This window comes from Polynucleobacter sp. TSB-Sco08W16, assembly GCF_018687455.1.
Lineage (GTDB): Bacteria > Pseudomonadota > Gammaproteobacteria > Burkholderiales > Burkholderiaceae > Polynucleobacter.
The window spans coordinates 140,246-166,992 of the sequence record NZ_CP061291.1 but is presented as its reverse complement, the minus strand read 5'-3'; the positions used below and the strand labels follow the sequence as shown (position 1 = coordinate 166,992).

The 26,747-nt window shown below is 45.8% G+C and carries 25 protein-coding genes; 7 read left to right on the top strand and 18 right to left on the bottom strand.

Features of this window, described 5'->3' with window-relative positions; translation table 11 throughout:
• Positions 1–5: 5 nt before the first annotated feature.
• The 15 genes from FD961_RS00910 to bioB form a co-directional block, all read right to left on the bottom strand.
• The gene (locus tag FD961_RS00910) at positions 6–863 is read right to left on the bottom strand and encodes a cell division protein FtsQ/DivIB (RefSeq protein ID WP_215393723.1); all 858 of its coding nucleotides are present in this window, start codon (positions 861–863) and stop codon (positions 6–8) included.
• On the bottom strand, positions 860–1,867 hold the full coding sequence (locus FD961_RS00905) for a D-alanine--D-alanine ligase (RefSeq protein WP_215393722.1): 1,008 nt from the start codon (positions 1,865–1,867) through the stop codon (positions 860–862). Before FD961_RS00905 ends, FD961_RS00910 begins: the two co-directional genes overlap by 4 nt.
• Positions 1,860–3,296, bottom strand: a complete 1,437-nt coding sequence (gene murC / locus FD961_RS00900) for a UDP-N-acetylmuramate--L-alanine ligase (RefSeq protein WP_215393721.1) — start codon at positions 3,294–3,296, stop codon at positions 1,860–1,862. Before murC ends, FD961_RS00905 begins: the two co-directional genes overlap by 8 nt.
• The gene (gene murG, locus FD961_RS00895) at positions 3,293–4,366 is read right to left on the bottom strand and encodes an undecaprenyldiphospho-muramoylpentapeptide beta-N-acetylglucosaminyltransferase (protein WP_256438053.1); all 1,074 of its coding nucleotides are present in this window, start codon (positions 4,364–4,366) and stop codon (positions 3,293–3,295) included. Before murG ends, murC begins: the two co-directional genes overlap by 4 nt.
• Positions 4,363–5,559 (bottom strand): putative lipid II flippase FtsW, encoded by a 1,197-nt coding sequence (gene ftsW / locus FD961_RS00890; protein WP_251371338.1) that lies wholly within the window; start codon positions 5,557–5,559, stop codon positions 4,363–4,365. Before ftsW ends, murG begins: the two co-directional genes overlap by 4 nt.
• Positions 5,560–5,630: 71 nt before the next feature.
• Positions 5,631–7,250, bottom strand: a complete 1,620-nt coding sequence (gene murD / locus FD961_RS00885) for a UDP-N-acetylmuramoyl-L-alanine--D-glutamate ligase (RefSeq protein WP_215393719.1) — start codon at positions 7,248–7,250, stop codon at positions 5,631–5,633.
• Positions 7,251–7,264: 14 nt separating this feature from the next.
• Complete coding sequence (gene mraY, locus FD961_RS00880) at positions 7,265–8,434, bottom strand: phospho-N-acetylmuramoyl-pentapeptide-transferase (RefSeq protein ID WP_215393718.1); 1,170 nt, start codon at positions 8,432–8,434, stop codon at positions 7,265–7,267.
• Positions 8,425–9,870 (bottom strand): UDP-N-acetylmuramoyl-tripeptide--D-alanyl-D-alanine ligase, encoded by a 1,446-nt coding sequence (gene murF / locus FD961_RS00875; protein ID WP_215393717.1) that lies wholly within the window; start codon positions 9,868–9,870, stop codon positions 8,425–8,427. Before murF ends, mraY begins: the two co-directional genes overlap by 10 nt.
• The gene (locus FD961_RS00870; protein WP_251371284.1) at positions 9,870–11,405 is read right to left on the bottom strand and encodes a UDP-N-acetylmuramoyl-L-alanyl-D-glutamate--2,6-diaminopimelate ligase; all 1,536 of its coding nucleotides are present in this window, start codon (positions 11,403–11,405) and stop codon (positions 9,870–9,872) included. The genes murF and FD961_RS00870 overlap by 1 nt, the downstream gene beginning before the upstream one ends.
• 8 nt (positions 11,406–11,413) lie before the next feature.
• On the bottom strand, positions 11,414–13,186 hold the full coding sequence (locus tag FD961_RS00865) for a penicillin-binding protein 2 (protein WP_215393715.1): 1,773 nt from the start codon (positions 13,184–13,186) through the stop codon (positions 11,414–11,416).
• Complete coding sequence (ftsL, locus tag FD961_RS00860) at positions 13,183–13,449, bottom strand: cell division protein FtsL (protein WP_071464526.1); 267 nt, start codon at positions 13,447–13,449, stop codon at positions 13,183–13,185. The genes FD961_RS00865 and ftsL overlap by 4 nt, the downstream gene beginning before the upstream one ends.
• Positions 13,446–14,396, bottom strand: coding sequence for a 16S rRNA (cytosine(1402)-N(4))-methyltransferase RsmH (gene rsmH / locus FD961_RS00855; protein ID WP_215393714.1), 951 nt, complete (start codon positions 14,394–14,396; stop codon positions 13,446–13,448). Before rsmH ends, ftsL begins: the two co-directional genes overlap by 4 nt.
• A gap of 12 nt (positions 14,397–14,408) precedes the next feature.
• Positions 14,409–14,837: a division/cell wall cluster transcriptional repressor MraZ gene (mraZ, locus tag FD961_RS00850; protein ID WP_215394297.1), complete on the bottom strand. Its 429-nt coding sequence runs from the start codon at positions 14,835–14,837 to the stop codon at positions 14,409–14,411.
• Between the two features lie 293 nt (positions 14,838–15,130).
• Positions 15,131–15,757: a 2-polyprenyl-3-methyl-6-methoxy-1,4-benzoquinone monooxygenase gene (gene coq7 / locus FD961_RS00845; protein ID WP_371817155.1), complete on the bottom strand. Its 627-nt coding sequence runs from the start codon at positions 15,755–15,757 to the stop codon at positions 15,131–15,133.
• A gap of 15 nt (positions 15,758–15,772) precedes the next feature.
• Complete coding sequence (gene bioB / locus FD961_RS00840; protein ID WP_215393713.1) at positions 15,773–16,810, bottom strand: biotin synthase BioB; 1,038 nt, start codon at positions 16,808–16,810, stop codon at positions 15,773–15,775.
• 89 nt (positions 16,811–16,899) lie between these two features.
• Here bioB and bioA point away from each other — a divergent pair, with 89 nt between their 5' ends.
• The 4 genes from bioA to FD961_RS00820 all read left to right on the top strand — a co-directional run bounded on the left by bioA (position 16,900) and on the right by FD961_RS00820 (position 21,466).
• Positions 16,900–18,249: an adenosylmethionine--8-amino-7-oxononanoate transaminase gene (gene bioA, locus FD961_RS00835; protein WP_215393712.1), complete on the top strand. Its 1,350-nt coding sequence runs from the start codon at positions 16,900–16,902 to the stop codon at positions 18,247–18,249.
• On the top strand, positions 18,242–19,480 hold the full coding sequence (locus FD961_RS00830) for an 8-amino-7-oxononanoate synthase (protein ID WP_215393711.1): 1,239 nt from the start codon (positions 18,242–18,244) through the stop codon (positions 19,478–19,480). The genes bioA and FD961_RS00830 overlap by 8 nt, the downstream gene beginning before the upstream one ends.
• Positions 19,473–20,198 (top strand): dethiobiotin synthase, encoded by a 726-nt coding sequence (bioD, locus tag FD961_RS00825; protein ID WP_215393710.1) that lies wholly within the window; start codon positions 19,473–19,475, stop codon positions 20,196–20,198. The genes FD961_RS00830 and bioD overlap by 8 nt, the downstream gene beginning before the upstream one ends.
• A 71-nt stretch (positions 20,199–20,269) precedes the next feature.
• Positions 20,270–21,466, top strand: a complete 1,197-nt coding sequence (locus FD961_RS00820) for a M20 aminoacylase family protein (RefSeq protein ID WP_215393709.1) — start codon at positions 20,270–20,272, stop codon at positions 21,464–21,466.
• Between the two features lie 5 nt (positions 21,467–21,471).
• Here FD961_RS00820 and FD961_RS00815 read toward each other — a convergent pair whose 3' ends face one another.
• The 3 genes from FD961_RS00815 to apaG all read right to left on the bottom strand — a co-directional run bounded on the left by FD961_RS00815 (position 21,472) and on the right by apaG (position 23,915).
• Positions 21,472–22,248 (bottom strand): enoyl-CoA hydratase, encoded by a 777-nt coding sequence (locus FD961_RS00815; protein ID WP_215393708.1) that lies wholly within the window; start codon positions 22,246–22,248, stop codon positions 21,472–21,474.
• Positions 22,249–22,273: 25 nt separating this feature from the next.
• Positions 22,274–23,404 carry a murein transglycosylase A gene (locus FD961_RS00810; RefSeq protein WP_215393707.1) on the bottom strand — a complete coding sequence of 377 codons (1,131 nt, stop codon included), beginning with the start codon at positions 23,402–23,404 and terminating at the stop codon, positions 22,274–22,276.
• A 136-nt stretch (positions 23,405–23,540) separates the two neighbouring features.
• Positions 23,541–23,915: a Co2+/Mg2+ efflux protein ApaG gene (gene apaG, locus FD961_RS00805; RefSeq protein ID WP_215393706.1), complete on the bottom strand. Its 375-nt coding sequence runs from the start codon at positions 23,913–23,915 to the stop codon at positions 23,541–23,543.
• A gap of 49 nt (positions 23,916–23,964) precedes the next feature.
• Here apaG and rpe point away from each other — a divergent pair, with 49 nt between their 5' ends.
• The 3 genes from rpe to FD961_RS00790 are packed head-to-tail and all read left to right on the top strand — an operon-like array spanning position 23,965 to position 26,745.
• Positions 23,965–24,690, top strand: a complete 726-nt coding sequence (gene rpe, locus FD961_RS00800; protein ID WP_215393705.1) for a ribulose-phosphate 3-epimerase — start codon at positions 23,965–23,967, stop codon at positions 24,688–24,690.
• On the top strand, positions 24,690–26,195 hold the full coding sequence (trpE, locus tag FD961_RS00795) for an anthranilate synthase component I (protein ID WP_215393704.1): 1,506 nt from the start codon (positions 24,690–24,692) through the stop codon (positions 26,193–26,195). The genes rpe and trpE overlap by 1 nt, the downstream gene beginning before the upstream one ends.
• Complete coding sequence (locus FD961_RS00790; RefSeq protein WP_071464515.1) at positions 26,179–26,745, top strand: aminodeoxychorismate/anthranilate synthase component II; 567 nt, start codon at positions 26,179–26,181, stop codon at positions 26,743–26,745. Before trpE ends, FD961_RS00790 begins: the two co-directional genes overlap by 17 nt.
• The last annotated feature ends 2 nt before the right edge of the window (positions 26,746–26,747 follow it).

Sequence of the window (26,747 nt, the reverse complement as noted above, 5' to 3'; positions counted from 1 at the left end):
TTCCTTCATTGCTTCAGCTCGCTTTTCTTACCATCGACATCGTTCTTTTTCACACTTGCAGCAGCAAGATGAACCGCAAAACCATTTGCATAACGCAAATCCACTGCATCAATTCTGTTCGACCACTTCTCTTGAACTTGTGGCCAATATTTGAAGAGACGCGCAACACGCTCTTCCGTTAATGTTTTGTCAGAACTTTCTTCATCCCGGCCAAACTCCACCTTCATGCCATTTGAAAGTTTGATATGCCAGGCATAACGTTCAGTTAACGCCAGGCTAGTGACTTCTGCGCCCCAGGGCTTGAACCAGTTATTCGCTTTTTCATAAAGACTCATCACTTCTTGACCTGAATCCTCGGGTCCATGGAAATCAATTAAATGCACATCGTCACCAACCTCAGAAACACGGCCAGCAAAGATTTCTCCATGAGTATTCATTAAAGCGCGGCTATCAGCACCGCCCCAGGTGCCAAATGGCTTTTGTTCTTCAATGCTTACTATCAAGCCATTGGGCCAAACTCGTCGCACATTGGCATGACGAACCCACGGCATCGTTTCAAATCCACGCTTGACATCTTCTAAGCGAACACTAAAGAAGTTCCCTTGCACTGTCTCTGAAACTTGCTGCTTCACGAGTGATTTGTTGATGTGCTTTAAAGTTTGGCCTGCGACTGGTTCAATCTGAATTTGCTTTAGGGCAAATACTGGGCGCTGACTTAACCAGACCAGTACCCCAATCACAAGCATGACTACAAAACAACGCATCAAGAAACGGCTAAGCTTCTGCATCCGCTCTGGATGATTCCAAAGTGGAGACATCAGCATGGCGAAGATTTCGCCGAACCGGTCCATGAAGTTACTCATGCAGTGGCAACCTCTTTATCTTGGAGGGTTTGGCTTAATAACCACAGTACTAAATCAGCATATTCAACCCCAGCAGCTTTTGCAGCCATAGGTACCAATGAATGTGAAGTCATGCCAGGAGAAGTATTCATCTCTAGTAAATAAGGCTTACCTGTTTTTTGATCGAGCATCACATCAGCGCGACCCCAAGTCTGACAGCCAAGCGCTTTATACGCAGCTAAAGCCAACTCTTGAACTCGCTCATTCACCTCAGCAGTAAGGCCTGTTGGGCACAAATACTGAGTCTCATCAGAGAAATATTTATTATGGAAATCGTAATTGGCCTGTGGTGGAATAATTTTGATGACAGGCAATGCTTCAGCAGTCTCACCTTGACCAACTAATGGGCAAGTTAACTCATCACCCACGATGCATGTTTCTGCAATCACTTTTTTATCGAGCCCAGCAGCTAATTGATAAGCAGCAGGTAACTCTTCGACAGACTTCACCTTAGTTAAACCTAATGAAGATCCTTCATGCGCAGGCTTCACAATTAAGGGTAAGCCAAGATGCTTAACCACTCCATTCCAGTCGCTGTTTGCAGTTAACTCTTCAAATTCAGGAGTAGAAAGTCCATTACTAATCCAAACTTGCTTAGTAACAATCTTGTCAATTGCTAATGCAGAAGCTAATACACCGCTACCGGTGTAAGGCAATTCAAGCAACTCTAGTAAGCCTTGAATCGTGCCATCCTCACCATAGCGACCATGCAATGAAATGAAGATCCGATCGAATTTTTCAGCAGCCAATTCAGTTGGGCTCCGCAAGCCTGTATCAAAGCTATGGGCATCCACTCCTTTGGATAGAAGGGCCTGTAACACACCATTACCCGACATCAAAGAAATCTCACGCTCGCCAGAGCGGCCACCCAGCAAAACACCTACCCGACCAAATGTTTTCACATCTAAGTTCGCTAAGCGCAATTTGACGCGGTCACCCCATAAAGTAGGGTCTTGCTTAGACATTCTTTGCCTCCGACAAGGTGTGAGGCAAAGCAGAAATTGAACCTGCGCCCATCGTAATCAATACATCTCCATCTTTTAATACTTGACTTAACATTTCAGGCATCTCAGCAACATTAGCTGCAAAAACTACAGCATCCGTATTGAGTAATCCTTTGAAATTTTTATCTTCTACTAAGGCCGCCTTCATCAGACTTTTTCCATCTGCCCCAGGAATCTTTGCTTCACCCGCTGGATAAACCTCAGTTAATACCAAGGCATCAAAATTTCTGAGAACTTGAACAAATTCACCGAAACAATCGCGAGTTCTTGTAAAGCGATGAGGCTGGAATGCCAACACTAAACGGCGATCAGGGAAAGCGCCCCGTGCAGCGGCCAATGTTGCTGCCATCTCTACAGGGTGATGACCATAATCATCAATCAAGGTGTAACTACCGCCTGCTGCCAGTGGAATGTCACCATAGCGTTGAAAGCGACGGCCCACACCATCAAACTCAGATAAGGCTTTAGCAATCGCTTCATCGCCGACACCTAACTCAGTTGCAATACCAATTGCAGCCAGCGCATTACGAACGTTATGTAAGCCAGGAAGATTTAATGTCACATTGAGTGGGCCTGGCTTATTGCCATGCCGACGAACAGTACGACGCTCAACAGTAAAGTGCATACGCGTTCCATCGGCACGGATATTGCTTGCCCGAATGTCAGCATCCTCAGAGAGGCCGTAACGTAATACTGGTTGAGATACAAAAGGAATGATGTCACGTACGTTTGCATCATCAATACACAAAACTGCTACGCCATAGAAAGGCATACGCTGAATAAATTGCACAAAGGCTTGCTTCAATCTCGCCATATCATGCTGATACGTATCCATATGATCAGCATCAATATTGGTCACCACTTCCATAGCTGGGAAGAGTTGCAAGAATGATGCATCAGACTCATCGGCCTCAACCACAATGAAATCACCGCGACCTAAACGCGCATTTGCGCCAGCTGAATTGAGCTTACCGCCAATAACAAAGGTAGGATCTAGACCGCCTTCCGCCAGAACTGAAGCCACTAGACTGGTAGTGGTTGTTTTACCGTGAGTTCCAGCGATAGCAATGCCTTGCTTTAAACGCATTAATTCACCAAGCATCACAGCGCGTTGGATTACTGGAATTTTTGCCGCACGAGCAGCCAATACTTCAGGATTATTGCCTGCAACTGCGGTAGAAATCACAACTGCTTCTGCAGTCCCTATATTTTTAGGATCATGCCCAATATGAATGACCGCGCCTAAGTCTTTTAAGCGCTTAGTAGTCACGCTCTCGGCCAAATCAGAGCCGGAAACTTGGTAGCCTAAGTTCAAAAGTACCTCTGCAATGCCGCTCATACCTGCGCCACCGATACCAATGAAGTGAATCTGCTGAACAATATGTTTCATACGCCTACTCCTGCACAATCAGCACACACTTCAGCTGCTCGCTGAGTTGCATTTGGCTTGGCTAACGCGTGTGCACGCACAGCCATATCTTTAAGATCATCCCGATTAAAGTTTTGAATCATCAACGCTAAATCGTGAGGGTTAAGAGACTGCTGAGGCAATAAAACTGCTGCGTCCGCATCCGATAAGAATTTGGCATTCGCTGTTTGATGATCATCAATCGCATAGGGAAATGGAATCAAGCAAGAGGCCACACCACATGCAGCCAATTCGGATACAGTCATTGCACCTGCACGGCAAATGACTAGATCTGCCTGTGAATAAGCCGTTGGCATATCGTCAATAAACGGACGAATATCTGCTTCAACCCCCAGATCGGCATAGCGTTTCTGTAAATCTGCTAAATGCTTATCTCCGGCCTGATGAATTACTTTGGGTCGCAGATCCTTAGGTATCAAAGCTAAAGCAGCGGGAATGTTTTCATTCAGTGCCACAGCACCTAAACTACCACCGACAACCAAAATAGATAAAAGACCTTGACGCTGTTCGTAACGCAAAGCAGGTGCTGGCATATTCTCGAACTCTTGACGAATAGGATTACCAACCCACTCTGCATTTGCCATCGTGTTAGGAAAGCCAGTTAAGGTACGCATCGCAATCTTGGCAAGCGCACGATTGGCGCTACCAGCTACAGAATTGGATTCATGAAGCACTAATGGACGTTTTAAGAATTTTGTTACCAGGCCGCCAGGAAAAGTAATGTATCCGCCCATACCCAGAACAACGCTTGGTTTTAAGCGACGCATGATCTTCCAACTCTGAAAACATGCTCGCGCCAAATTGATTGGCAGCATGAGTTTTGCCTTGAGACCTTTTCCACGTAAGCCACCAAACTCAACGGCTTCAAAAGGAAAGTTGCAAGATTTAACTAAGCGATATTCCATACCGCTTTGATTGCCTAACCAAGAGACATTCCAACCGCAAAGTCGTAAATATTCGGCGACGGCAAGTCCTGGGAAGATATGCCCACCAGTACCACCAGCCATTACTAATATTGAGGGTTTTGTCACAACTTCCCTCCGCGCATCAGAATACGATTTTCGTAATCAATACGAAGCAGCATTGCAATCGCAACGGCATTCATCAAGATGCCCGACCCACCATAACTTACCAATGGAAGAGTTAAGCCTTTTGTTGGTAACAAACCTAGGTTCACACCCATATTGATAAATGCTTGCCAGCCAATCCAGATGGCAACGCCTTTTGCTGCCAAGCCTGCAAAACTTCGATCCAATTGCAAAGCGGTACGACCGATGATGAATGCACGACGCACAATCCAGTAAAACAAAAAGATCATCACAACAACGCCAACAAAGCCAAGCTCTTCCCCAATCACGGCCATGATGAAATCGGTATGGGCTTCAGGCAAGTAGTGCAGCTTTTCGACACTCCCTCCAAGACCAGTACCAAACCACTCGCCACGACCAAAGGCCATTAGAGAGTGTGTTAATTGATAGCCTTTATTAGCTGCGTTATCCACTTGCCATGGATCCATGAATGCCAACATACGACCACGGCGGAATGGTGAAAGCGCAATCATCGCGGCACCACTGAGCAAGCCAACCACAATCAATCCACCAAATAATTTGGCATTGATGCCGCCTAAAAACAAGATACCGAATGCAATCAAGGCAACCACTACGAATGCACCCATATCAGGCTCTTTCATTAAGAGGCCACCAACGAGAGCAACTGCAATACCCATGGGTAACATTCCTTTAGAGAAGGAATGCAAATACTCTTGACGTTGCACTGTATAGCTTGCTGCAAAAATAACGGCGGCAAATTTCATTAACTCAGAAGGCTGGAAGTTCATTAAGCCCAGTGGAATCCAACGTTTAGCACCATTTACACCCTTACCAATGCCCGGAATTAATACGGCAATCAGCAATAGAACAGTGAAACCAAAAATAACTGGTGAATAGCGATCCCATACTTTAGTAGGAATCTTAAAAGCCCAAAAACCTACGGCAATTGCAATAGCTAATGAGATCAGATGGCGAATCAAGAAGAAGTTGCTACTGTAGTTGGCATACTTAGGGCCATCAGCCAAAGTAATTGAGGCTGAATACACCATCACCAAACCAATTAAGGCCAAAGATAAAACTGCCCATACTAATAACTGGTCATATTCCATCATGCGTGAACGAGTCTGCTCCACGCCAGAAACAGCATCTCTTAATCCACTACGGAAGTTATCAATCCCACCTCTTGAGAAATTCCAAAAGCGATCAAAGCCGAGGCGGTTTTGCGGGAATAGTTTTTCTTTTAAGCTCACGCTTGAACTCCCTCAAAACGCATTCCCAGCTCTTCTACCTCTGCAACGAATGCCTGCGCTCGCTCTTTGTAATCTCGGAACTGATCTAGGCTTGCACAAGCAGGTGACAATAAAACTAAGTCGCCTGATACCGCCTTTGAAGCGGCGGCTTGGACGGCCGCTGATAGAGTGCCACTAATTACGCAAGGGACATCCCCCATTGATTCGGCTATTTTTTCACCGTCTTTGCCAATCAAGAAAGCACCCTTAACAAAACGTAATGCAGGTTCACTTAATGGACTAAAGTCTTGTCCTTTTCCATCTCCGCCAGCAATCAACCAAATTCTTTTACCTGATTCATTGCTGCCCAAACCATTCAAGGCGGCTACTGTCGCACCAACATTAGTGCCTTTACTGTCGTCTACATACTCAACATCATTCACAATCGCAATGCTTTGTACACGATGAGGTTCGCCATGGTAATCACGCAAACCATGGAGTAAAACATTCATTGGTAAACCAGCAGCACGGGCTAATGCAAGTGCTGCTAAAGCATTTAACGCATTGTGACGACCACGAATACGCAGTGCATCAGCTGGAATCAAGCGCTTCAAGCGCAATGGCTCATCTTCTTCAATTGCCATAGACTTACGGCGACGCTTAGGTTTGGGTTCAAGATCTTCATCCACCTCTGCCCATACCAACCAATCAATTCCACCTGCGCGTAAATCATGCTCAATGCCAAAAGCGCCTTGCTCATCTGGCCGATTAGAGCCAAAGGTAACGATTGCCTTTTCTGCTTTTTGTTCATCGCTTAGCAAACCCATGACCAAAGGATCATCCCGATTTAAAACACAAATCGTCTCACCTCCAAAGATCTTCGATTTCGCCTCAACATATGCAGACATATCACCATGCCAATCCAAGTGATCCTGAGTGATATTTAAAACTGTAGCTGCTGTTGCATTCAAAGAATAGGTATAAACCAATTGGAAGCTAGATAGCTCTAATACCCAAACATCTGGCATATCTTCTAATTGATCTGCACCATCCAAACAAGTCATAAGTTTGTCGAGAGCTGCGGGGCTGATGTTCCCGGCAACCGCCACTTTCTTTCCAGCACGTTCACATAACTGTCCAGTTAAGGCAGTTGTAGTCGTTTTTCCATTAGTTCCAGTAATTGCCAATACTGTAGAGGTATAGACAGATTCTTTTGTCGCTGACATACGAGTCAAAGCATCTACAGCACGAGCGAAGAACTCAATTTCACTCCAAACATCTACTCTCGCCTTGCGAGCCGCAATCAAGAATGATTCGGTTGGCTCTTGGAATGGCGATAAACCAGGGCTAATACCAATCACATCAATATCATTTAGCAACTGATCGTTTAGAGGTCCAAACTGAACGTCTTTTAAGCCAGCAAATTCCAACTCTGCGAGTGAAGCAAGCTGATGCTCTGAGAATTTGGAGCGATCGCGAGTGTCTACTAAGCGTACTGCTGCGCCATTGCGTAAGCACCACTTTGCCATAGCAATACCAGACTCACCCAATCCTAATATCAAAAAGCGATGAGGAGCTTCATAGCCTGAATCGGCTACAGAGCTAGGATTGGCAAAAGTATTTTCTAAAGTCAGCATATTTATTCTTCGGCTTACCGTAATTTCAAGCTTGATAAACCAACTAAAACTAATAAGATGGTGATAATCCAGAAACGAACAACGACCTGTGTTTCTTTCCAGCCACCCAATTCAAAGTGGTGATGCAAGGGTGCCATCCGGAAAATGCGACGCCCCTCACCAAAATGCTTCTTAGTGAACTTGAACCAAAACACTTGTAACATCACAGAAACCGTTTCAGCCACAAAGATTCCACCCATCACAAAGAGCACAATCTCTTGACGCACAATTACGGCAATCGTTCCAAGCGCGCCACCTAGAGCAAGAGCGCCAACATCACCCATAAACACTTGGGCTGGATGCGTGTTGTACCAAAGGAAAGCAAGGCCAGCACCACCCATAGCTCCACAGAAAATCATGAGCTCGCCAGCACCGGGAATGTAGGGAAACAGTAAGTACTTGGCGTAAATAGCATTACCCATCACATAAGCAAAGGCACCTAAAGCCGCGCCTACCAAAATCACTGGCATGATCACTAAACCATCAAGACCATCCGTTAAATTCACAGCATTACTGCTACCAACAATCACTAAGTAGCTCAAAATGATGAAGCCCATCATTCCCAATGGGTAGCTGACCTCTTTAATAAATGGCAGAAGTAAATTGGTCTTAGCAGGAAGGTCTAATGCAAAACCGCTCTTTAGCCACTCATAGAACAATTGCAAGACCTTAAGGTTATTGACTTCAGATACTGAGAATGCCAAGTAAATAGCAGCAAACAAACCAATCAAGGTTTGCCAGAAGAATTTTTCTCGTGAAGGCATACCCTTTGGATCCTTGTATGCAACCTTACGATAGTCATCGACCCAACCTACTGCACCGAACCCAAAGGTCACAATCATCACAATCCAAATAAAGCGATTACTCAAATCAGCCCAGAGCATGCAAGAAACAAAAATGCCAATCAATATCAGGATGCCGCCCATTGTTGGTGTGCCCGATTTAACTAAATGGGTTTGAGGTCCATCCGTACGAACAGCCTGCCCCATCTTGAGTTCAGCCAGCTTACGAATCACCCAAGGGCCGGCAGCCAATCCAATCAATAAGGCAGTGACCGTTGCCATCACCGCCCTAAAAGTGATGTAATTAAAGACGCGGAAGAATCCGAAATCATCTTGCAGCCATTGGGCTAACATTAAGAGCATGTTTTAGCCTCCTCTAACAAGGCTTGCACTACACGCTCCATGCGCATAAATCGTGAACCCTTAACTAAAATATTCAAATGCTGATTGCTCCCTGTTGATTGCGCATGCAACGCATCTCGCAATTGGGAAATCAAACTATCCATATCCGAAAAATGAATTCCTTGTGATGAAGTATTGGCTTGCTTAACCCCATCAAAGCCTTGAATTGCAAATTGACATTGATCGCCAAGCGCAAATAATTTTGTAACACCCTGCTCAGCTGCATAAGCGCCTACTTCGCGGTGAAACTCAGGCCCTTGATTGCCAACCTCGCCCATGTCCCCCAAAATTAACCAAGAACTATTGCCAGACTGCTTTAATGCATCGATTGCAGCCCGCACAGAATCAGGATTTGCGTTGTAACTATCATCAATTAAGGTGTGATTGGAGTCGATCTTTTTAGCCTGCATACGTCCGTTAACGGGAGCAAATGCCTCCAGACCTTGTTTAATCTTTTCCAGACTAATGCCTGCAGCCACAGCAACTGCACTCGCTGCTAATGCATTGCGTACATTGTGACTACCTAATGTATTCAATTGAATCTCAACAGAGCCAATTTCAGTACTTACTACTACTCGTCCGGTATTTGAAAGATGCCCTTTTACTGCAGCAGATGAGCTGGCTTGACCAGTCATTAATGCAAAGTCAACTACTTTGCGCTGCTCTGCTGCTTCACGCCAAACATTAGTGAACTCTGAGTCCGCCGGGAAAACTGCAATACCATCTTTTGACAAGGAGTGAATCACATCAGCATGCTCTTGGGCAACTGCAGCAACAGTTGCCATGAACTCTTGGTGCTCTCGTTGAGCATTATTAATCAAGGCAATATTTGCTTGTGCGATCGCCGCCAATTGTGCAGTTTCACCTGGATGATTCATGCCTAGTTCGACTACCGCCAGCTGATCAGAGGAACGTAATTTCAATATAGTCAGTGGCAAGCCAATATCATTATTGAGATTACCTTTCGTCACCAAGGTATGCGCCTCACCGACTGCTGCTTTAAATATGGAAGCAATCATTTCCTTGACTGTGGTCTTGCCATTACTACCAGTAACCAAAGCCAATGGGATGTCATAATTTGCACGCCAGGCCTTTGCGAGCTGGCCTAAGCCAATACGAGTATCGGCAATACAAATTGCGGGTAAATTTCCTGGGCACTTCTCTTTCTTGCTGACTAATGCAGCGCCTGCACCACTCTTAGTGACATCCACCAGGAAATCTTGTGCATCAAAACGTTCGCCAGCCAAAGCGACAAATAGTTCGCCAGCTTCAATTTGACGACTATCTGTTCCAACCCTAGAAAGCATTAAGGTTTTTGCTGACTCTACTGTGACATTAAGCAAAGTGCTTCCAGGCAACATTGCGTGTACTTGGGCGAGTGTTGTCATTCCAGACATCAGACCAAACCTCCAGCGGCCAGACGAATATGCTCTTGATCAGAAAAATCAAAGCTTTTACCGCTAATTTCTTGCGAAGTTTCATGGCCTTTACCAGCTACCAACACAACATCTTGGGCATTTGCATGACGAACTGCCGCCATGATTGCTGAAGCACGGTCAACAATCATCTGTACTTTTTCTGATGCGTTCATACCGCTACGAATCATTTCCATGATTTGCTGAGGATCTTCTGATCTTGGGTTATCGCTGGTGATAATGACCTGGTCAGCACATTTCTCGGCTACTGCACCCATTTGTGGACGCTTACCGCTATCGCGATCTCCGCCACAACCAAATACGCACCACAGTATTCCTCCACGCTGCTCCGCAATTGGGCGTAAAGCCTGCAAAGTCTTTTGCAATGCATCTGGAGTGTGTGCGTAATCGACGACTGCTAAAGGACCGGCTAACTTTGGGTTATGTCCAAGGGGAATGAGTTCCATGCGACCAAGCACTGGCTGTAATTGACTTACTCGCTTACTTGCCTCATCTCCAGTAAGCCCCTGTGTGAGCAACACCGTCCAAACGGCGAGCGCATTACTTAAATTAAATTCACCTAACAAAGGAATATGTAAGGAATTTTCACCTACCCCTTCATAAGTAAATACAGAATCATATCCAGTGCTATTGAAAGCATTGCCTACTGCATAAATGCGCTGCAGACGATCACCAAATTTTTCAAAGCCTTTAAAGGCGGATTGATTTAATGCGTATGCCCAAACCTTAACTTCATCCTTAGCTAGTAGATTCATAGCTAGCTCACGGCCAAAAGGATCATCTAAGTTAATAACAGCATGCTCAAGGCCCGGCTGACTAAACAGACTCGCCTTGGCTTCTGCGTAGTTCGCCATACTGCCGTGATAGTCCAAATGATCTTGCGTCAGGTTGGTGAAGACTGCGCAATTGATCAAAGTTCCAGAAATGCGGTATTGATGAAGCGCATGAGAAGACACTTCCATTGCAATTTGTTTTGCGCCAGCATCTAACAACTCTTTTAACTGAGTCTGTAGTTTGGGTGCATCTGGAGTGGTGTATCCCGTCTTTTCTAAAGCACCAGGAAAGCCAGTACCCAAGGTACCCAATACTGCTGTGCGATGGTTAGGCTGATCTAGGGCTTTAGCTAACCACTGGGTAATACTGGTTTTACCGTTCGTACCAGTAACACCTATTATTTGTAATTGCTTACTTGGTTCGCCATACCATTGAGCGCAGAGTTTGCCAGCTTTTTCTGCAAGCTTTTCAACTGCGATACATTGAGCATGATCTAAGTAACCAGCATCTACCCCGGCAGGATCAAATACCACCACTGCTGCTCCGTTTTGTAAAGCGGCATCAATAAATTCACGGCCATCACGCAATGCATTACCGTGTCCGACTGGATATGCAAAAAAGATATCCCCAGGTTGGATCTGACGACTATCTGCACTCACTTTTGCAGATGGGCTTACTAAGGCTTGTAAGTGGTCAATCAAATGATTGGGGTCCAGATTCATCGTCACCCTCATCTTTTTGAAACCACATGCTGCGTCTGTGCACTAGCTGTGCGAACATCCGCAGGAATCTTTTCATCAAGCGCCGTTTGCTTCACTTTACTATCAGGGAGAACATTAAGCGTTCTCAAGGTCTCCCCAACAATAGTTGAAAATACCGGCGCCGCTACATCACCACCGTAGTGACTTCCACCGGTAGGCTCATCAATCATGACTGCCACCACAATTCGTGGAGCACTAATAGGGGCAAGTCCTGCAAAGTAAGCACGATAAGAATTACCGTAACCTTTTCCTACTAATTTATGCGCTGTACCTGTCTTACCACCTACACGATAGCCTTCAGTCTGAGCCTTGACAGCAGTACCGCCAGGCTCAGTCACCGTCTCCATCATTTCCCGCATTTCGGAGGCGGTCTTTGCTGAGAGCACTCGTGTACCAGGCTTAAATTCTGGACTACGTTCGATAGTCAGCGGCACCAACTCACCATCGCGAGCAAAGATTGTGTAAGCACGGGCTACTTGGAATAAGGAAGCAGAAATACCGTAACCAAATGCAATGCGGGCTTGATCAGTTGGCATCCATTTTTTAAATGGATGCACCGTACCTGCGACTGCACCAGGGAAACCAATCTTTGGTGATTGACCTAAACCGACAGAAGTATAAAAATCCCACATCTCTTCTGGTGAAAGATTATTCATTGCAATTTTTGCTGTACCAATATTGCTAGACTTTTGAATAACCTGTGCAACTGTCAAATTACCATAGGGGTGAGTATCAGTAATGGGTTTTGGGCCCACAAGATAAGAGGCGCCGATCACCATATTGGTATTAGGCGTGACGGCTCCTTTTTCTAAAGCGATGGATATCGTCAAAGGCTTCATCGTTGAGCCTGGCTCAAAAGTATCGGTCATCACGCGATTGCGTAACTGCTCGCCACTCAGATTTCTTCGATCGTTGGGGTTATAGCTTGGGTAGTTTGCAAGCGCCAAAATTTCGCCAGTTTGGGTATCTAACACTACAGCACCACCTGCTTTTGCATGATGTTGCTCAACCGCGTTCTTTACAGCGTTATAAGCGAGGAATTGGATTTTGCTATCGATGGAGAGCTGCAAGTCTTTACCATTTTGTGGCAACTGCTCAATCGCTACGTCTTCAACCACGCGACCAAGACGATCAACAACAACGCGTCTTTGACCGGGATGGGCTGCCAGCTCATTCTCGCGGGAGAGTTCCATACCCTCCTGACCTTTATCGTTCACATTAGTAAAGCCAACAACGTGAGCCATTGCTTCGCCTTCAGGATAGAAGCGGCGATATTCATTGTTTAGACCGATGCCAGGAATCTCTAGCTGTTTAATCTGTTGGGCGACTTCTGGATCTACTTGGCGCTTCAAGAAAATTTGTTTGCGCTCTTCCTTTAACTTCCTACGCAAATCAGACTCGCTAATTTGTAACAAGCTGGCGAGCTTTTGGACTTTATCGGCAGCTAAGTCATCTGGGACAGTATCGTTATAGGCAATAACAGACTTGGCCTCAAGACTAGTAGCAATGACCTGGCCATTGCGATCTAAAATTTTTCCGCGACTTGCAGGTAACTCCAACTCACGCTGGGTACCACGCACACCCTTTGCTTCATAAAATGCATTACCTGGACCCTGAATCCAGAATGCACGTAATAGCAACATCATGAAGACAAAGAACAAAAGGAATAGCATTAAGCGCGACCGCCACATTGGCAAGCGCAAGACTAAATTCGGCGTTGTAGAAAACCCAACCGGCCTCATTGAGCCTCCTTCAAGTACAAAGTACGTTCGGGAGAAATTGGCACCATGCGTAATTGGTTGCGTGCTACATCACGAATACGCGCAGACTTAGAGAGATTGCGCTGTTCATACTCCAGACGTAACCAGTCTTGATTCAACTTGCGCTCCTCAATCTGAGCACGTTCTTGGGCAACGAATAATTTACGGGCACGCTGCTGTGCAGCTACAAGCGATAGAGCGCATATTAATAACAGAGCCAATAAGGTCAAGGTGGCACGATTCATACCAATGCCCCCATACGCTTTTCTGCCACTCGCATAATTGCTGAACGTGCACGAGGATTTTCTGCAACTTCTAAATCACTAGGCTTAACGCGACCAATAATTTCAAGCGCACTTTGTGGTAAATCTTTTTCACGTACAGGCAAACCACGAGGAATTTCTACTTTTGCATGTGCTTGCAAAAATTGCTTAACAATACGATCTTCCAGGGAGTGGAAACTAATAACTGCCAGCCTGGCACCTGGCTTTAATAATCCCAGCGCCGCTTTAAGGCCTAGCTCTAAATCTTCCAATTCACGATTGATAAAAATACGGAGCGCTTGAAAGGTTCTTGTAGCCGGGTCTTGTCCTGCTTCACGGGTGCGCACTACGCTAGCAACCAAACTGGCCAATTGCATAGTTGTTTTTGGGGACAATCCTTCTTCTCGCTTAGCCACAATAGCTTTAGCGATTTGGAATGCAAAACGCTCTTCTCCGTAGGTCTTAATCACGTGCGTGATTTCCTCCTGGGGCGCTTGCTCCAACCACTCTGCTGCTGTTTGACCTTGATCCGTATTCATCCGCATATCGAGCGGACCATCGCGACGAAATGAAAATCCCCGATGAGCTTCGTCCACTTGCGGCGAGCTGATACCAAGGTCCAACAAAATTCCATCGACTGATTCTGCTTGAGCGTACTGATCCATTTGCGCAAAACTGTCGTGCACAATCGATAAACGTGGATCGTTGATTTTTTCTGCTACGGCTATCGCATCCAAATCTTTGTCGAAGGAAATCATGCGCGCGGAAGTCGGCAACTCTTTGAGCAGCGCCTGTGTATGGCCACCACGCCCAAAGGTTCCATCGATGACTAAAATATTTTTTGCTGCGTTTTGATTCTGAATGAGCGGGCCATTGGTTAGCGCCGTCACCGCCTCGGCCAGTAACACTGGGCGATGAGTTATGTTCATAGCACCCTGTCATCAAAAATTAAATTGCTTGAGTGCTTCAGGCATGCCTTGCGCAATCGCAGCCTGTTCTTTTGCAGCGTATGTTGCCGCATCCCACAACTCCAAGTGACTACCCATACCAAGCAAGATCACTGTTTTTTCTATTCCTGCTGCAGCACGTAATTCTGGACTCACCAAAACACGGCCTGCACTATCAAGATCCATCTCCGCTGCATTGCCAAGAAAAATTCTGCGCCACCAATGGGCGTCCATTGGAAGTTGCGCAACTCTGGCTCGAAAGCTCTCCCACTCAGGCCTTGGGAACAATAAAAGGCAGCCATCAGGGTGTTTTGTCAGCGTGATTCGCCCCTCACCCTGAACTAACAGGGCGTCACGATGCTTTGCCGGAATCGACATCCGACCTTTTGCATCTAAATTGAGAGCTGACGCACCTTGAAACACCATTTACCCCACTTTTTCACACTTCCTCCCACTTTAGAGGATCGCAATAGGAGGGTCAAGTGTTTTTGGCTATTTTTTTGGGAATTTCTCTAGTGTTTACAAACACTTAGCGTCATGTGTTCACAAAATGGTGATAATAAAATAGCTACTTGAAACAATGGCTTGGAAAATACACTTAAGAATAGATCTTAGCTATAAGGCCAGATAATGGGTAAATATACTGTATTTAAAACCAGTATTTACAGAAATAAAACCAAAAAATATTTACATATCTTCAGGAAACGATCAAAAGCTTAGATTTTGTAAGCAGTACTCGTCATCACCTTAGATAAGCCCTTCATCACTTTTTGAATTGGCTCTGGCAATGTCACTCCACCTGCATGCAAAGCTGCTCGTCCATGCTCTATTTCATCGATACGCATTTGATCAACAATGGCTCGCGAACGATGGTCTTCTAGCGGTAATTTTTCTAGATGACTCTCAAGATGATTTTCAACTTGCTTTTCTGTTTCTGCAACAAAACCTAAGCTCCACTTGTCACCCGCTAGGCCCGCAGCCAATCCAATTGCAAAAGAACCTGCATACCACAATGGATTGAGATAACTGGTATGAGAGCCTAGCTCTTGAAGGCGTGTTTCACACCATGCTAGGTGATCCATTTCTTCTTGGCCAGAGTGCTCCAACATCTCTTGAATTTGTGCATTTCTAGCGACCAATTTTTGAGACTGATAAAGTGCTTGCGCGCACACTTCGCCAACGTGATTGACGCGCATCAATCCAGCAGCATGATTACGTTCTGCTGCATCTAAAGAGAAATTTGATGATGTCGAGCCTGGCGTTGGTCTTGTAGCATTTGCCCCGCCAACAACAGATCGAAGCGCAGTATCAAACTCAGTAATGAGACGATCAATGGGTGACATAAGAACTAAAAAGGCCTAGACCAAAACCTCAGCTTTACAGCTTTGCTTTGTCTTTAAGCCCAGCTCAGATAAGAGCTCACGGTCTTGTTCTGCCTCGGGATTACCGGTAGTGAGTAGTTGCTCACCATAGAAAATTGAATTGGCGCCAGCCAAGAAGCACATAGCTTGTACGGCCCTTCCGAGCTCTTGTCGACCAGCAGATAAACGTACGCGTGCTTTTGGCATCGTGATGCGTGCAACTGCAATTGTTCTCACAAATTCAAGGGGATCTAAAGGCTTTTGATCTGCTAATGGAGTGCCAGCAACAGGTACCAAATGATTGATTGGAACGGATTCAGGATAAGGACTTAAGTTTGCTAAGCGCGCCAAAAATGCTGCTCGTTGTTCGCGTGATTCACCCATGCCAACAATTCCACCACAGCAAACCGACATGCCTGCTGAGCGAACATTAGAAATCGTATCCAAACGATCTTGATATCCACGGGTAGAAATTACTGAGCGATAAAAATCTTCACTGGTATCGAGATTGTGGTTATAAAAATCTAAGCCTGCATCCGATAAGGCCTGCGCCTGATCCGCTTCTAGCATTCCTAATGTTGCACAAGTCTCTAGACCCAGAGCTTTAACACCCTTAATCATGGCAGTGACTTTTTCAATATCACGGTCCTTAGGTTCGCGCCATGCAGCACCCATACAGAAACGGTTAGAGCCTGCTGCTTTAGCCGCTTTCGCAGCCTCTAAAACCTCTTCGAGGCCCATTAACTTCTCGGCCTTGACATCTGTGTCATACCGAGCAGCTTGAGGACAATATCCACAGTCTTCAGGGCACCCACCGGTCTTGATAGACAACAAAGTAGCTAGCTCGACATCACCCTCAGGGAAATTCAGCTTATGGGACTCTTGGGCCCTGAGCATGAGCTCATTGAAAGGAAGGGCGAATAGAGCCTCAATCTGAGACACGGTCCACTCACCAGAGGCATCCACCTCTTTGCGCAAATTAGCCTTAGATTTGACTAAGGTAAGGGGTTTTTCAGTGGTTTGGGCGTCCAACATAGGCAAATTCCAGAAAATAAGTGAATTCAAGGCATAAACATAACAGATACACGCCGAAATTAGGAAAAACTAGTGGTCAAATATCAAACATGAAGGTTATTTCTGATCTAAATCAACCCACCCTCGTTGATCGCAGCTTGGCTGCCGTTTGGCACCCCTGTACTCAGATGAAACATCATGAATCACTCCCCTTGATTGCTATAGCTAAAGGCAAGGGTGCCTGGCTGTACGATGAACAGGGAAATGCACTACTTGATTGCATCAGCTCTTGGTGGACAAATCTATTTGGCCACTCCAATGAGCGCATCAATCAAGCTATTACAGCTCAACTAGACCAAATTGAGCATGTGATGCTCGCTGGATTTACACATGCGCCAGTAGTTCAACTCTCTGAAAAACTCTCTGCCCTTACCAATGGAAATCTAGGGCATGTGTTTTATGCATCAGATGGTGCTTCTGCAGTTGAGATCGCCTTGAAAATGAGTCATCACTTTTGGCAACTCCACAATAAACCCAAGAAGAAAAAGTTTGTTTGTCTTGAAAATGGCTATCACGGTGAAACCCTTGGTGCGCTTGCAGTAACTGACGTTGCTATTTTTCGTGAAGCCTACGGATCCCTCTTACAAGATGTTCATACAGTCATGTCACCCGATGCACGCAATGCTGAAAATGGTGAAAGCGCAGAAGATGTTGCAAGACGAGCAGCCGGCGAACTTGAGAAGCTATTTATCAGAGAGCATGAGCAGATTGCCGCGATGATTGTTGAGCCCTTAGTTCAGTGCGCTGGTCAAATGGCAATGTATTCGCCTGTCTATTTGCGCCTGGTAAGGGAACTATGCACTCGTTATGAAATCCACCTTATTGCCGATGAGATTGCAGTGGGATGCGGGCGCAGCGGCAAGTTCTTTGCCTGTGAGCACGCTGAAATCTGGCCTGATTTTCTGACTCTCTCTAAAGGAATTAGTGGGGGCTATTTACCCCTCTCCCTTTGCATGACTACTGACAAAATTTATCGCACGTTTTATAGCGATCAAACCAAACAAGGTTTTTTGCATTCACATTCATATACCGGCAATCCGCTTGCTTGCGCAGCGGCATTAGCTTGTCTAGATATTTTTGAAACAGAAAATATTCTTGAAAAAAATATTACTCGCTCACAAGATTTAAAACATGCATTTGCATGGGCAGGAACAGATTCTCGTATTGAACACCTGCGTCAACAAGGGATGATTCTTGCGTTTGATGTCAAACAATCCGCATTAAGAAATGCCAGTGCATTTCCTCGCGAGATGTTTTCCAAGAGTTTGGATGAAGGTATTTTGATTCGCCCGATTGGCAATACGATTTATGTCATGCCTCCATATATTTTGACTATGCAAGAGACCGAAAAAATGGGTCAAGCTGTACAACGTGCATTGAATCAGGTTTTACATGACTAAGTCTTTCAGCGCACTCAAACTAGCAGAAGACCAAATTGCAGATTTAGACTTGCAATTACTCAAGCGCAAGCTACGCGTTACCCAATCCCCTTGCGACACTAAGGCCTTAGTGGAGAATCGTGAGCTAAAAGCATTTTGTAGCAATGATTACTTAGGCCTTGCCAGTCATCCCGAGATTGCCAGTGCCCTAGCTGAGGGCGCGAGAAAATATGGGGCTGGAAGCGGCGCTTCGCACCTTATCAGTGGTCATAGTATTGCGCACGAGCTACTGGAAAAACGTTTAGCCTCTTTTCAGAGCTCTCACATCCCAAATGCTCAAGCGCTATTTTTTAGCACTGGTTACCTTGCAAACTTAACTGCGATTACTGGTTTGACTAGGCTAGCGCCAAAAAGCAATGCCAGCCTCTATTCAGCCAAACTCAATCATGCCTCTCTCATAGATGGTATACGCTTAGCGAGCGCCCAGACTAATGCAACAGTGACACTCTTTGATCACAAGCAACTAGAGTCATTAGTTGAAGCGTTAAAACAAGATGCCAAACCTTTAAAACTGATTGTGATTGACGGTGTTTTTAGTATGGATGGCGATGTAGCCCCCTTTAAAGAATTGCTTGCGATTGCCGAACAATACGATGCACTGCTCCTAGTTGATGATGCCCATGGCTTTGGCGTCTTAGGCGAACGAGGACATGGATTATTAGAGCAAGAAAATATTTACTCTAATCGAATCATCTACATTGGTACTTTGGGTAAAGCAGCTGGAGTAAGTGGCGCCTTTATCTGCGCCCAAAACGCTTTCATTGAGTGGCTGATACAAAAGGGGCGTCCTTATATTTACAGTACAGCGACACCCCCTGCAATTGCACATGCCCTACTTAAAAGTCTGGACATTATTGAATCTGATGAGGGCAAAAAACGTCGCACCCAATTAAAGAGCTTGATTGATATCTGGCAAAAAGAAATGAACTTCTCAAGCTGGGAAAAATTTTCCTCAAACACACCCATTCAACCAGTCATTTTGGGTAGTAATGCCAATGCCTTGTTAGCAGCTAAATTACTTGATGAGGCGGGGTATTGGATTCCGGCGATTCGGCCGCCCACCGTCCCTGTCGGAAGCTCTCGTTTACGCATTACTTTGTCAGCAAATCATAGCGAAGAGGACCTGCGCGGACTCATCACAACACTGCAGTCAATTGAAGAACTAGCAATGAAGAATGTGTGTGATGAGTAAAACCTCTGGATTTTTTGTTACCGGAACAGATACTGAAGTTGGCAAAACTTTAGTCAGCGGTGCCTTGATTCTCAAACTTCGAGAACAGGGTAAACAAGTGCTTGGTTTTAAGCCTGTGGTTGCTGGTACCTACCACAGCAAAGATGGTCGATCACTCAACGAAGATTTAGAAACTCTACGTATTGCCTCAAATTTAGCCCCTGGACAATTGAATTTATGTCCTTATGTTTTAGATAGCCCTGCAGCACCTCACTTAGTGGCTAAAGCCAACAGTCTTCGCCTTGAACTAAGCACCATGCTGCTAGCCTATGACGCTATTCTTAGAGAAAGTGATGATGTTGTAGTCGAAGGCGCTGGTGGTTTTTTAACCCCCATCAATGAACAAGAAAATTTGAGTGACTTTGCGCAAGAAATTAACTTACCTGTCATTCTGGTTGTGGGTATGAAATTGGGCTGCATTAATCATGCGCTTCTCACAATAGAGGCCCTGAAAGTGCGCAAGCTAAACATTGCTGGCTGGATCGGCAATACCCTATCCCAAGAGATGCCCTTACTGACGGAAAACATTCAGACGCTTCAATCTAAAATTGCTGCGCCTTTTTTAGGTCTCATTCCTGAGCTAACACAGGCACTTAAAAAGCCCGAAAACAGTCCTTATTCACTTGAAGCACTTCAATTTGCTGCAAAGTACATTCAACTACCTAGTAATAACACTTAATTCATCGCTGTAATTCCCCTGTAAACGCCAACTAGAGTGCGTCTCAGGTTACTTTCAGATAAGATGAAGGTATGCATTTACTTCCAGAAATTATTGAATCCACAGAAGCGATCCAAGATATTCGACGCAATATTCATGCTCATCCTGAATTGCGTTTCGAAGAAAACCGTACAGCTGATTTAGTTGCGGAAGCACTATCAAGTTGGGGGATCTCTGTTTTTCGTGGCATGGGTAAAACGGGAGTTGTTGGTCGCCTAGATGGAGATTTAGGACCAGGCAAGATGATTGGCTTGCGGGCTGACATGGATGCGCTACCACTTCAAGAACACAATAACTTCGCACACGCATCACTTAATCCCGGAAAAATGCATGCTTGCGGGCATGATGGTCACACCGCAATGCTCTTGGGAGCTGCGCAGTATTTATCAAATAATCGTGACTTCAAGGGTACGGTGATTTTTATTTTTCAACCAGCTGAAGAAGGTGGTGCTGGAGCTCGCGAAATGATTAAAGATGGCCTCTTCACACAGTTTCCTTGCGATGCCGTATTTGGGCTCCATAACTGGCCAGGCTTAGGAGAGGGTCATTTTGGTGTGACAGCAGGCCCGATGATGGCATCGAGCAATGCTTTTGAAATCACCATTACCGGTAGAGGTGGTCACGCCGCCCTTCCCCACAACAGTGCTGATCCCGTATTAACTGGAGCACAAGTGGTGCTGGCACTGCAGAGCATCATTACACGCAATAAGCGTCCCGTAGATGCAGCTGTTCTCTCTGTTACTCAATTTCATGCGGGGGAGACCAGTAATGTTATCCCCGATAGTGCTTTTATTGGCGGTACCGTACGTACATTTACGCTTGAAGTATTGGACTTGATTGAACAACGCTTAAGAGAAATTGCCCACAGTGTTGCCAGTGCATTTGATTGCCAAGCGGACATTCGCTTTTCCAGAAACTATCCACCATTAATCAATCATGAAACTGAAGTTGAATTTGCCAGTGAAGTAATGAGTGAATTAGTTGGCAAGCAAAATGTTGACACCTCTATTGATCCAACTATGGGTGCGGAAGACTTTGCATTCATGTTGCTTGAAAAGCCTGGTTGTTATGTCTTTTTAGGCAATGGGGATGGAGATCATCGCTCGGTAGGTCACGGTATGGGGCCATGCCACCTACACAACCCCTCCTATGACTTCAATGATGCCTTGATACCGGTAGGCGTGAGCTACTGGGTCAAACTAGCTCAACGCTACCTAGAAAAAAATTAGGCAAATTAAGAGTTCGTAAATTTGGCAGGGCGTTTTTCCATAAATGCTGCCATACCCTCTTTTTGATCATTTGTAGCAAAGCAAGCATGAAACAAACGACGCTCGAAATGAATTCCTTCTGAGAGCGTAGTTTCGTAAGCGGTATTTACCGCTTCTTTTGTCATCATGGTAGTCAGTAAAGGCATATCTGCAATATCCTTAGCAATTGCTTTTACTTCCTTCAATAAATCTGCCTTTGGAAATATTCGCGCCACCAAGCCTGCGCGCTCTGCTTCTAAGGCATCCATCATGCGGCCCGTTAAAGCCAAATCCATTGCCTTCGCTTTCGATACTGCACGTGGCAAACGTTGGGTGCCTCCTGCGCCGGGAATGATGCCTAACTTTATTTCTGGTTGCGCAAACTTTGCGTTATCAGCCGCCATGATGGTGTCACACATCATTGCCAACTCACAGCCACCACCCAACGCATATCCTGAGACCGCAGCAATCACGGGCTTACGAACTTGCCGCATATGCTCCCAATTGCGAGAAATAAAATTATGGCGGTATACATCTTGCAAGCTACGCTTTGCCATTGATGCTATGTCAGCGCCTGCTGCAAATGCTTTCTCACTACCAGTAACGATGATGCAACCGATATTGTCATCAGCATCAAACGCTAGCAAGGCCGCACCGAGCTCATCCATTAATTCATCATTAAGTGCATTGAGCACCTCAGGACGATTCAAAGTGATAGTGGCAACCTTGCCCTCAACTTCAGTCAAAATTGTTTTGTAGCTCATAGATTTCTTTCTAATGTGTCGTTCATTAACGGGGCAGTAATAGCCACATCTTGCCATTTTGTTTCATCCGCCCCGCCATTTCCCCGGCAGCCTCACCTGATCCCCAATAGTAATCAGCTCTGACACCCCCCACAATGGCCTTGCCAGTATCTTGCGCCATAACGAGTTTCTGTAATGGCTGAGTACTTAATGGCTTAGTTGTGGCTAAAAATACTGGGGCACCCAAGGGCATTGCCTGTAGATCAATCGCAATACTGCGTTCAGCAGTCAAGGGCACGCCTAGTGCACCATTAGGACCTAAATCTGCCTCCACATTACCCGGCAGCTCTTTAAAAAATACAAAGCGAGGGTTGGCATTGAGCATCTCGTTGACGCGATCGGGATTACGCCTTGCCCATTGCGAAATACCTTGCATCGTAGCTTCACTTCGGGTGATCTCTTTATGATCTAGAAGCCACTGAGCAAATGATTTAAATGGTTGATCATTAGTTCCTGCAAAGCCTAAACGCATTACGCGCCCATCTTCAAGACGAATTTTTCCTGAGCCTTGTATTTGCATAAATGCAGCAGCTACAGGGTCTTGCACCCAGGCGATTTCAGACCCTTTCAGCATGCCCGAAGCTATTAAGTCAGCTCGGGTTGGGCCTGGGTTCGGTTTCATTTTTTTCCAAGCGTTTGGATAAGCGTAAAGCGGTACGCTGTAAACGCTTGAACGCATTAATGATCCATTCATCACAGGCTCGTAATAACCAGTGACCAACCCTGTCTCACTTCTAGAGTTATTTCGAATTTCATATGCCTGAAAATAATTCTCAAAATATCGGCGAATAGCCTGCTCATCACGACCTGAGAGGCTTGTGGCCTGCGCGCAGACCTGACGCCAATTCACTTCGCTACTACGCCTACGCAAGGCATCGCAACTCTTGAGCCACGCTGGCCATGCTTGGGTTAGATCATCCTCCTGCCAACCAGGTAGTGCCTGCCATGAGACGGCACTAAAACTGGCAATCGATGAGCTATAGGTAGAAGGTGCAGCGCCCGAGCTATTAGATCGATACCCCGTTCCGCGCGTGGGAGGAGTGGAACAGGCAGCAAGCAAGTTGGCAAAGACAATAGCGAATACACTTACTTGAAACAATTTAAATTTAGAAATCATGATTGCCAATTTACTCGATGAATACCCAATGCTACTGTTTGTCATTGAAGGCGCTATTGCCTTGGGGCTCTTATTGTTTATTGTCTTGTGGACCGGTAAAGGCAAAAAATAATTTCCAGCGCTTTGTCCACCACGCTTAGTGCAGTGTGCGCGGCATGACCAAGGCAAATTCTGGAATTGGGGCCTGAAAGAACTGCGCCTCTTCCGTGACACAAAAATACTCACCACGCATCGTGCCAGCCGGCGTTGGGAGGGTAGCCCAACTGGTGTACTCAAAATGCTCCCCGGAACGCAATAGGGGCTGCTGTCCAACCACCCCCAGACCTTTTACCTCTTGGACATCGTTATCCCCATCCGTAATGAACCAATGGCGGGCAATCAGCTGAATGCTGGCCGATCCTGTATTGCGGATCGTTACCGTATAGGCAAAGGAAAATTGGCGATTATCTGGGTCAGATTGGTCTGGAAGATACTGGGTCTTAACCGTAATGCTGATTTCATGGGGGTTCATGCTCGAATTCTGCTCCATCCTAAGGTCAACTGCAAGCTAGAATCTAGGGATGGAAAGCCAAAAAACACCATCAAATCGTCAATTTCTGATTGCCCCCTCCATTTTGTCAGCTGACTTTGCCTGTTTGGGCAAGGAAGTGCAGGATGTTTTAGTGGCCGGCGCAGACTGGATTCACTTCGATGTGATGGATAACCATTACGTCCCTAACCTCACAATTGGCCCCTTGGTTTGTGAGGCTATTCGCCCTTACGCGAGTAAAGACGGAAAACCTGCCGTCATTGATGTTCACTTAATGATTGAACCGGTGGATCGCATCGTTCCTGACTTTGCAAAAGCTGGCGCTAATCTCATTAGCTTTCATCCAGAGGCGAGTCCTCACGTGAATCGCACATTAAATTTAATTCGTGATCAAGGCTGTCAAGCCGGGTTGGTTTTCAATCCAGCAACCCCTCTTGATCATTTAGATCACACTCTTGAGTTGCTTGATTTAGTTCTGCTGATGTCTGTCAATCCTGGCTTTGGTGGTCAATCATTTATTCCTAGCACCTTGCAAAAGATTGCTCAAGTACGCGCTCGCTTAGATCGTTATGAAGCTGAAACTGGCCGTCATATTCGTCTTGAAGTTGATGGCGGAATTAAGGTCGACAACATTGCACAAGTTGCTCAAGCAGGCGCAGATACTTTTGTTGCAGGCTCGGCTATTTTCGGAAAAGAAAATTACACTCAAGTCATTGACGCAATGCGCACAGAGTTGGGAAGGTCAGGAAAAGCCTAATGCAGCGCGAAGAATTTAATGCACTAGCCAAACAAGGTTTCAATCGCATTCCTCTAGTGAAAGAGGTATTGGCCGACTTAGAAACCCCGCTGTCACTCTATGTGAAGTTGAGTCAAGCTTTTGGCAAAAAAAATACCTACCTTTTGGAATCAGTTCTTGGAGGCGAGCGGTTTGGGCGCTTCTCCTTTATTGGCCTGCCTGCTAGGACCATTATTCGTACCGTAGGAACTCCTACTAACCCCATCAATGAAGTGGTAACGGATGAAAAAGTAGTTGAGACTAACAACGATAATCCGCTCGACTTTGTAGACGCCTATTTCAAGCGTTTTCAGGTTGCAGTTGAGTCTGGTCTACCGCGTTTTTGTGGTGGCTTAGCTGGTTATTTTGGCTACGATACCGTTCGCTATATCGAATCTCGCCTTGCCAAACATGATCTACCAGATGAGCTAGGTGTACCTGATATTCAGCTCATGCTCACTGAAGAGTTAGCCGTCATTGATAACGTTGCAGGCAAAATTTATTTTATTGTCTATGCTGATCCAAGCATCTCTGATGGCTTTGAAAAAGCACAGGCGCGCTTAAAAGAATTACTCACATGCCTTAGCAAACCAGTCAGCATGCCGCCTTCATTAGCTAGCACTAAGACAGAGCTGATTCGTAAGTTTAAATCGGTAGATTTTGAGGATGCAGTTCGCAGAACCAAGGAATACATTTTGGCTGGCGATTGTATGCAGGTAGTCATTGGGCAGCGCATTAGCAAGCCGTTTACTGATTCACCGCTCGCCTTATACCGGGCTTTACGATCTTTGAATCCATCGCCCTATATGTACTTCTATGATTTTGGCGACCTACAGATTGTGGGCTCCTCCCCAGAAATCTTGGTGCGCCAAGAAAAACGGGCTGCTGAGAAAATTGTGACTATTCGTCCGCTGGCTGGCACGCGTCCCCGCGGTAGCAACCCAGAGGAAGATGAGCGTCTAGCTAAAGAACTCTTAGCGGACCCGAAAGAGATTGCTGAACACGTAATGCTGATTGACCTTGCCCGTAATGATGTAGGGCGCATCGCTAAAACAGGATCCGTCAAAGTGACTGACTCAATGTCCATTGAGAAATACTCTCACGTGCAACACATCGTGAGTTCAGTAGAAGGCGATCTTTTAGATAATATGAGTAATATGGACGTGCTACGCGCCACCTTCCCCGCAGGAACCCTCTCCGGAGCTCCAAAAATTCGGGCAATGGAAATCATTGATGAGATGGAAATTGTGAAGCGTGGCGTCTATGGTGGTGCAGTAGGCTACCTCTCTTTCTCAGGCGACATGGATGTGGCGATTGCTATTCGTACCGGTGTCATACGTAATGGCATATTGCACTCTCAGGCTGGTGCTGGTGTTGTTGCAGACTCAGATCCGACCGCAGAATGGAAAGAGACTGAGGTAAAAGCACGTGCAGTCTTAACCGCAGCTGAGTTAGTACAAGGAGGACTCGATGCTCCTAATGATTGATAACTACGACTCCTTTACCTATAACCTCGTGCAATACTTTGCAGAACTAGGTGAAGAGGTCAAAGTATTCCGAAATGATGAAATTACAGTTGCAGAAATTGCAAAACTGAATCCTGCGCGTATTTGTATTTCACCAGGTCCATGTAGCCCAGCTGAAGCAGGAATTTCTGTAGCAACCATTAAACAATATGCTGGCAAGATTCCAATTCTAGGAGTGTGTCTTGGACATCAAGCTATTGGTGAGGCCTTTGGCGGTAAAGTCATTCGAGCCCAGAAAGTGATGCATGGCAAGACGGATAGCATTCATCACACTGGTGTCGGCGTATTTAAAAGCTTGCCTGACCCATTTAAGGTTACGCGCTATCACTCTCTAGCCATTGAGAAAAGTTCTTTGCCAGACTGCTTGGAAGTCACTGCGACCTCCTCTGATGGTGAAATCATGGGCGTGCGCCATAAAGAGCTGGCAGTTGAAGGCGTTCAGTTCCACCCCGAATCGATTCTCTCCGAGCATGGCCATGCCCTACTCAAGAATTTTTTACAAAATAAGTAGTC

Coding starts and splice junctions, on each gene's coding strand:
- FD961_RS00910 (WP_215393723.1), bottom strand. CDS start 863: ATGAGTAACTTCATGGACCGGTTCGGCGAAATCTTCGCCATGCTGATG.
- FD961_RS00905 (WP_215393722.1), bottom strand. CDS start 1,867: ATGTCTAAGCAAGACCCTACTTTATGGGGTGACCGCGTCAAATTGCGC.
- murC (WP_215393721.1), bottom strand. CDS start 3,296: ATGAAACATATTGTTCAGCAGATTCACTTCATTGGTATCGGTGGCGCA.
- murD (WP_215393719.1), bottom strand. CDS start 7,250: ATGCTGACTTTAGAAAATACTTTTGCCAATCCTAGCTCTGTAGCCGAT.
- mraY (WP_215393718.1), bottom strand. CDS start 8,434: ATGCTCTTAATGTTAGCCCAATGGCTGCAAGATGATTTCGGATTCTTC.
- murF (WP_215393717.1), bottom strand. CDS start 9,870: ATGTCTGGAATGACAACACTCGCCCAAGTACACGCAATGTTGCCTGGA.
- FD961_RS00870 (WP_251371284.1), bottom strand. CDS start 11,405: ATGAATCTGGACCCCAATCATTTGATTGACCACTTACAAGCCTTAGTA.
- FD961_RS00865 (WP_215393715.1), bottom strand. CDS start 13,186: ATGAGGCCGGTTGGGTTTTCTACAACGCCGAATTTAGTCTTGCGCTTG.
- ftsL (WP_071464526.1), bottom strand. CDS start 13,449: ATGAATCGTGCCACCTTGACCTTATTGGCTCTGTTATTAATATGCGCT.
- rsmH (WP_215393714.1), bottom strand. CDS start 14,396: ATGAACATAACTCATCGCCCAGTGTTACTGGCCGAGGCGGTGACGGCG.
- coq7 (WP_371817155.1), bottom strand. CDS start 15,757: ATGTCACCCATTGATCGTCTCATTACTGAGTTTGATACTGCGCTTCGA.
- bioB (WP_215393713.1), bottom strand. CDS start 16,810: ATGTTGGACGCCCAAACCACTGAAAAACCCCTTACCTTAGTCAAATCT.
- bioA (WP_215393712.1), top strand. CDS start 16,900: ATGAAGGTTATTTCTGATCTAAATCAACCCACCCTCGTTGATCGCAGC.
- FD961_RS00830 (WP_215393711.1), top strand. CDS start 18,242: ATGACTAAGTCTTTCAGCGCACTCAAACTAGCAGAAGACCAAATTGCA.
- bioD (WP_215393710.1), top strand. CDS start 19,473: ATGAGTAAAACCTCTGGATTTTTTGTTACCGGAACAGATACTGAAGTT.
- FD961_RS00820 (WP_215393709.1), top strand. CDS start 20,270: ATGCATTTACTTCCAGAAATTATTGAATCCACAGAAGCGATCCAAGAT.
- FD961_RS00815 (WP_215393708.1), bottom strand. CDS start 22,248: ATGAGCTACAAAACAATTTTGACTGAAGTTGAGGGCAAGGTTGCCACT.
- FD961_RS00810 (WP_215393707.1), bottom strand. CDS start 23,404: ATGATTTCTAAATTTAAATTGTTTCAAGTAAGTGTATTCGCTATTGTC.
- apaG (WP_215393706.1), bottom strand. CDS start 23,915: ATGAACCCCCATGAAATCAGCATTACGGTTAAGACCCAGTATCTTCCA.
- rpe (WP_215393705.1), top strand. CDS start 23,965: ATGGAAAGCCAAAAAACACCATCAAATCGTCAATTTCTGATTGCCCCC.
- trpE (WP_215393704.1), top strand. CDS start 24,690: ATGCAGCGCGAAGAATTTAATGCACTAGCCAAACAAGGTTTCAATCGC.
- FD961_RS00790 (WP_071464515.1), top strand. CDS start 26,179: ATGCTCCTAATGATTGATAACTACGACTCCTTTACCTATAACCTCGTG.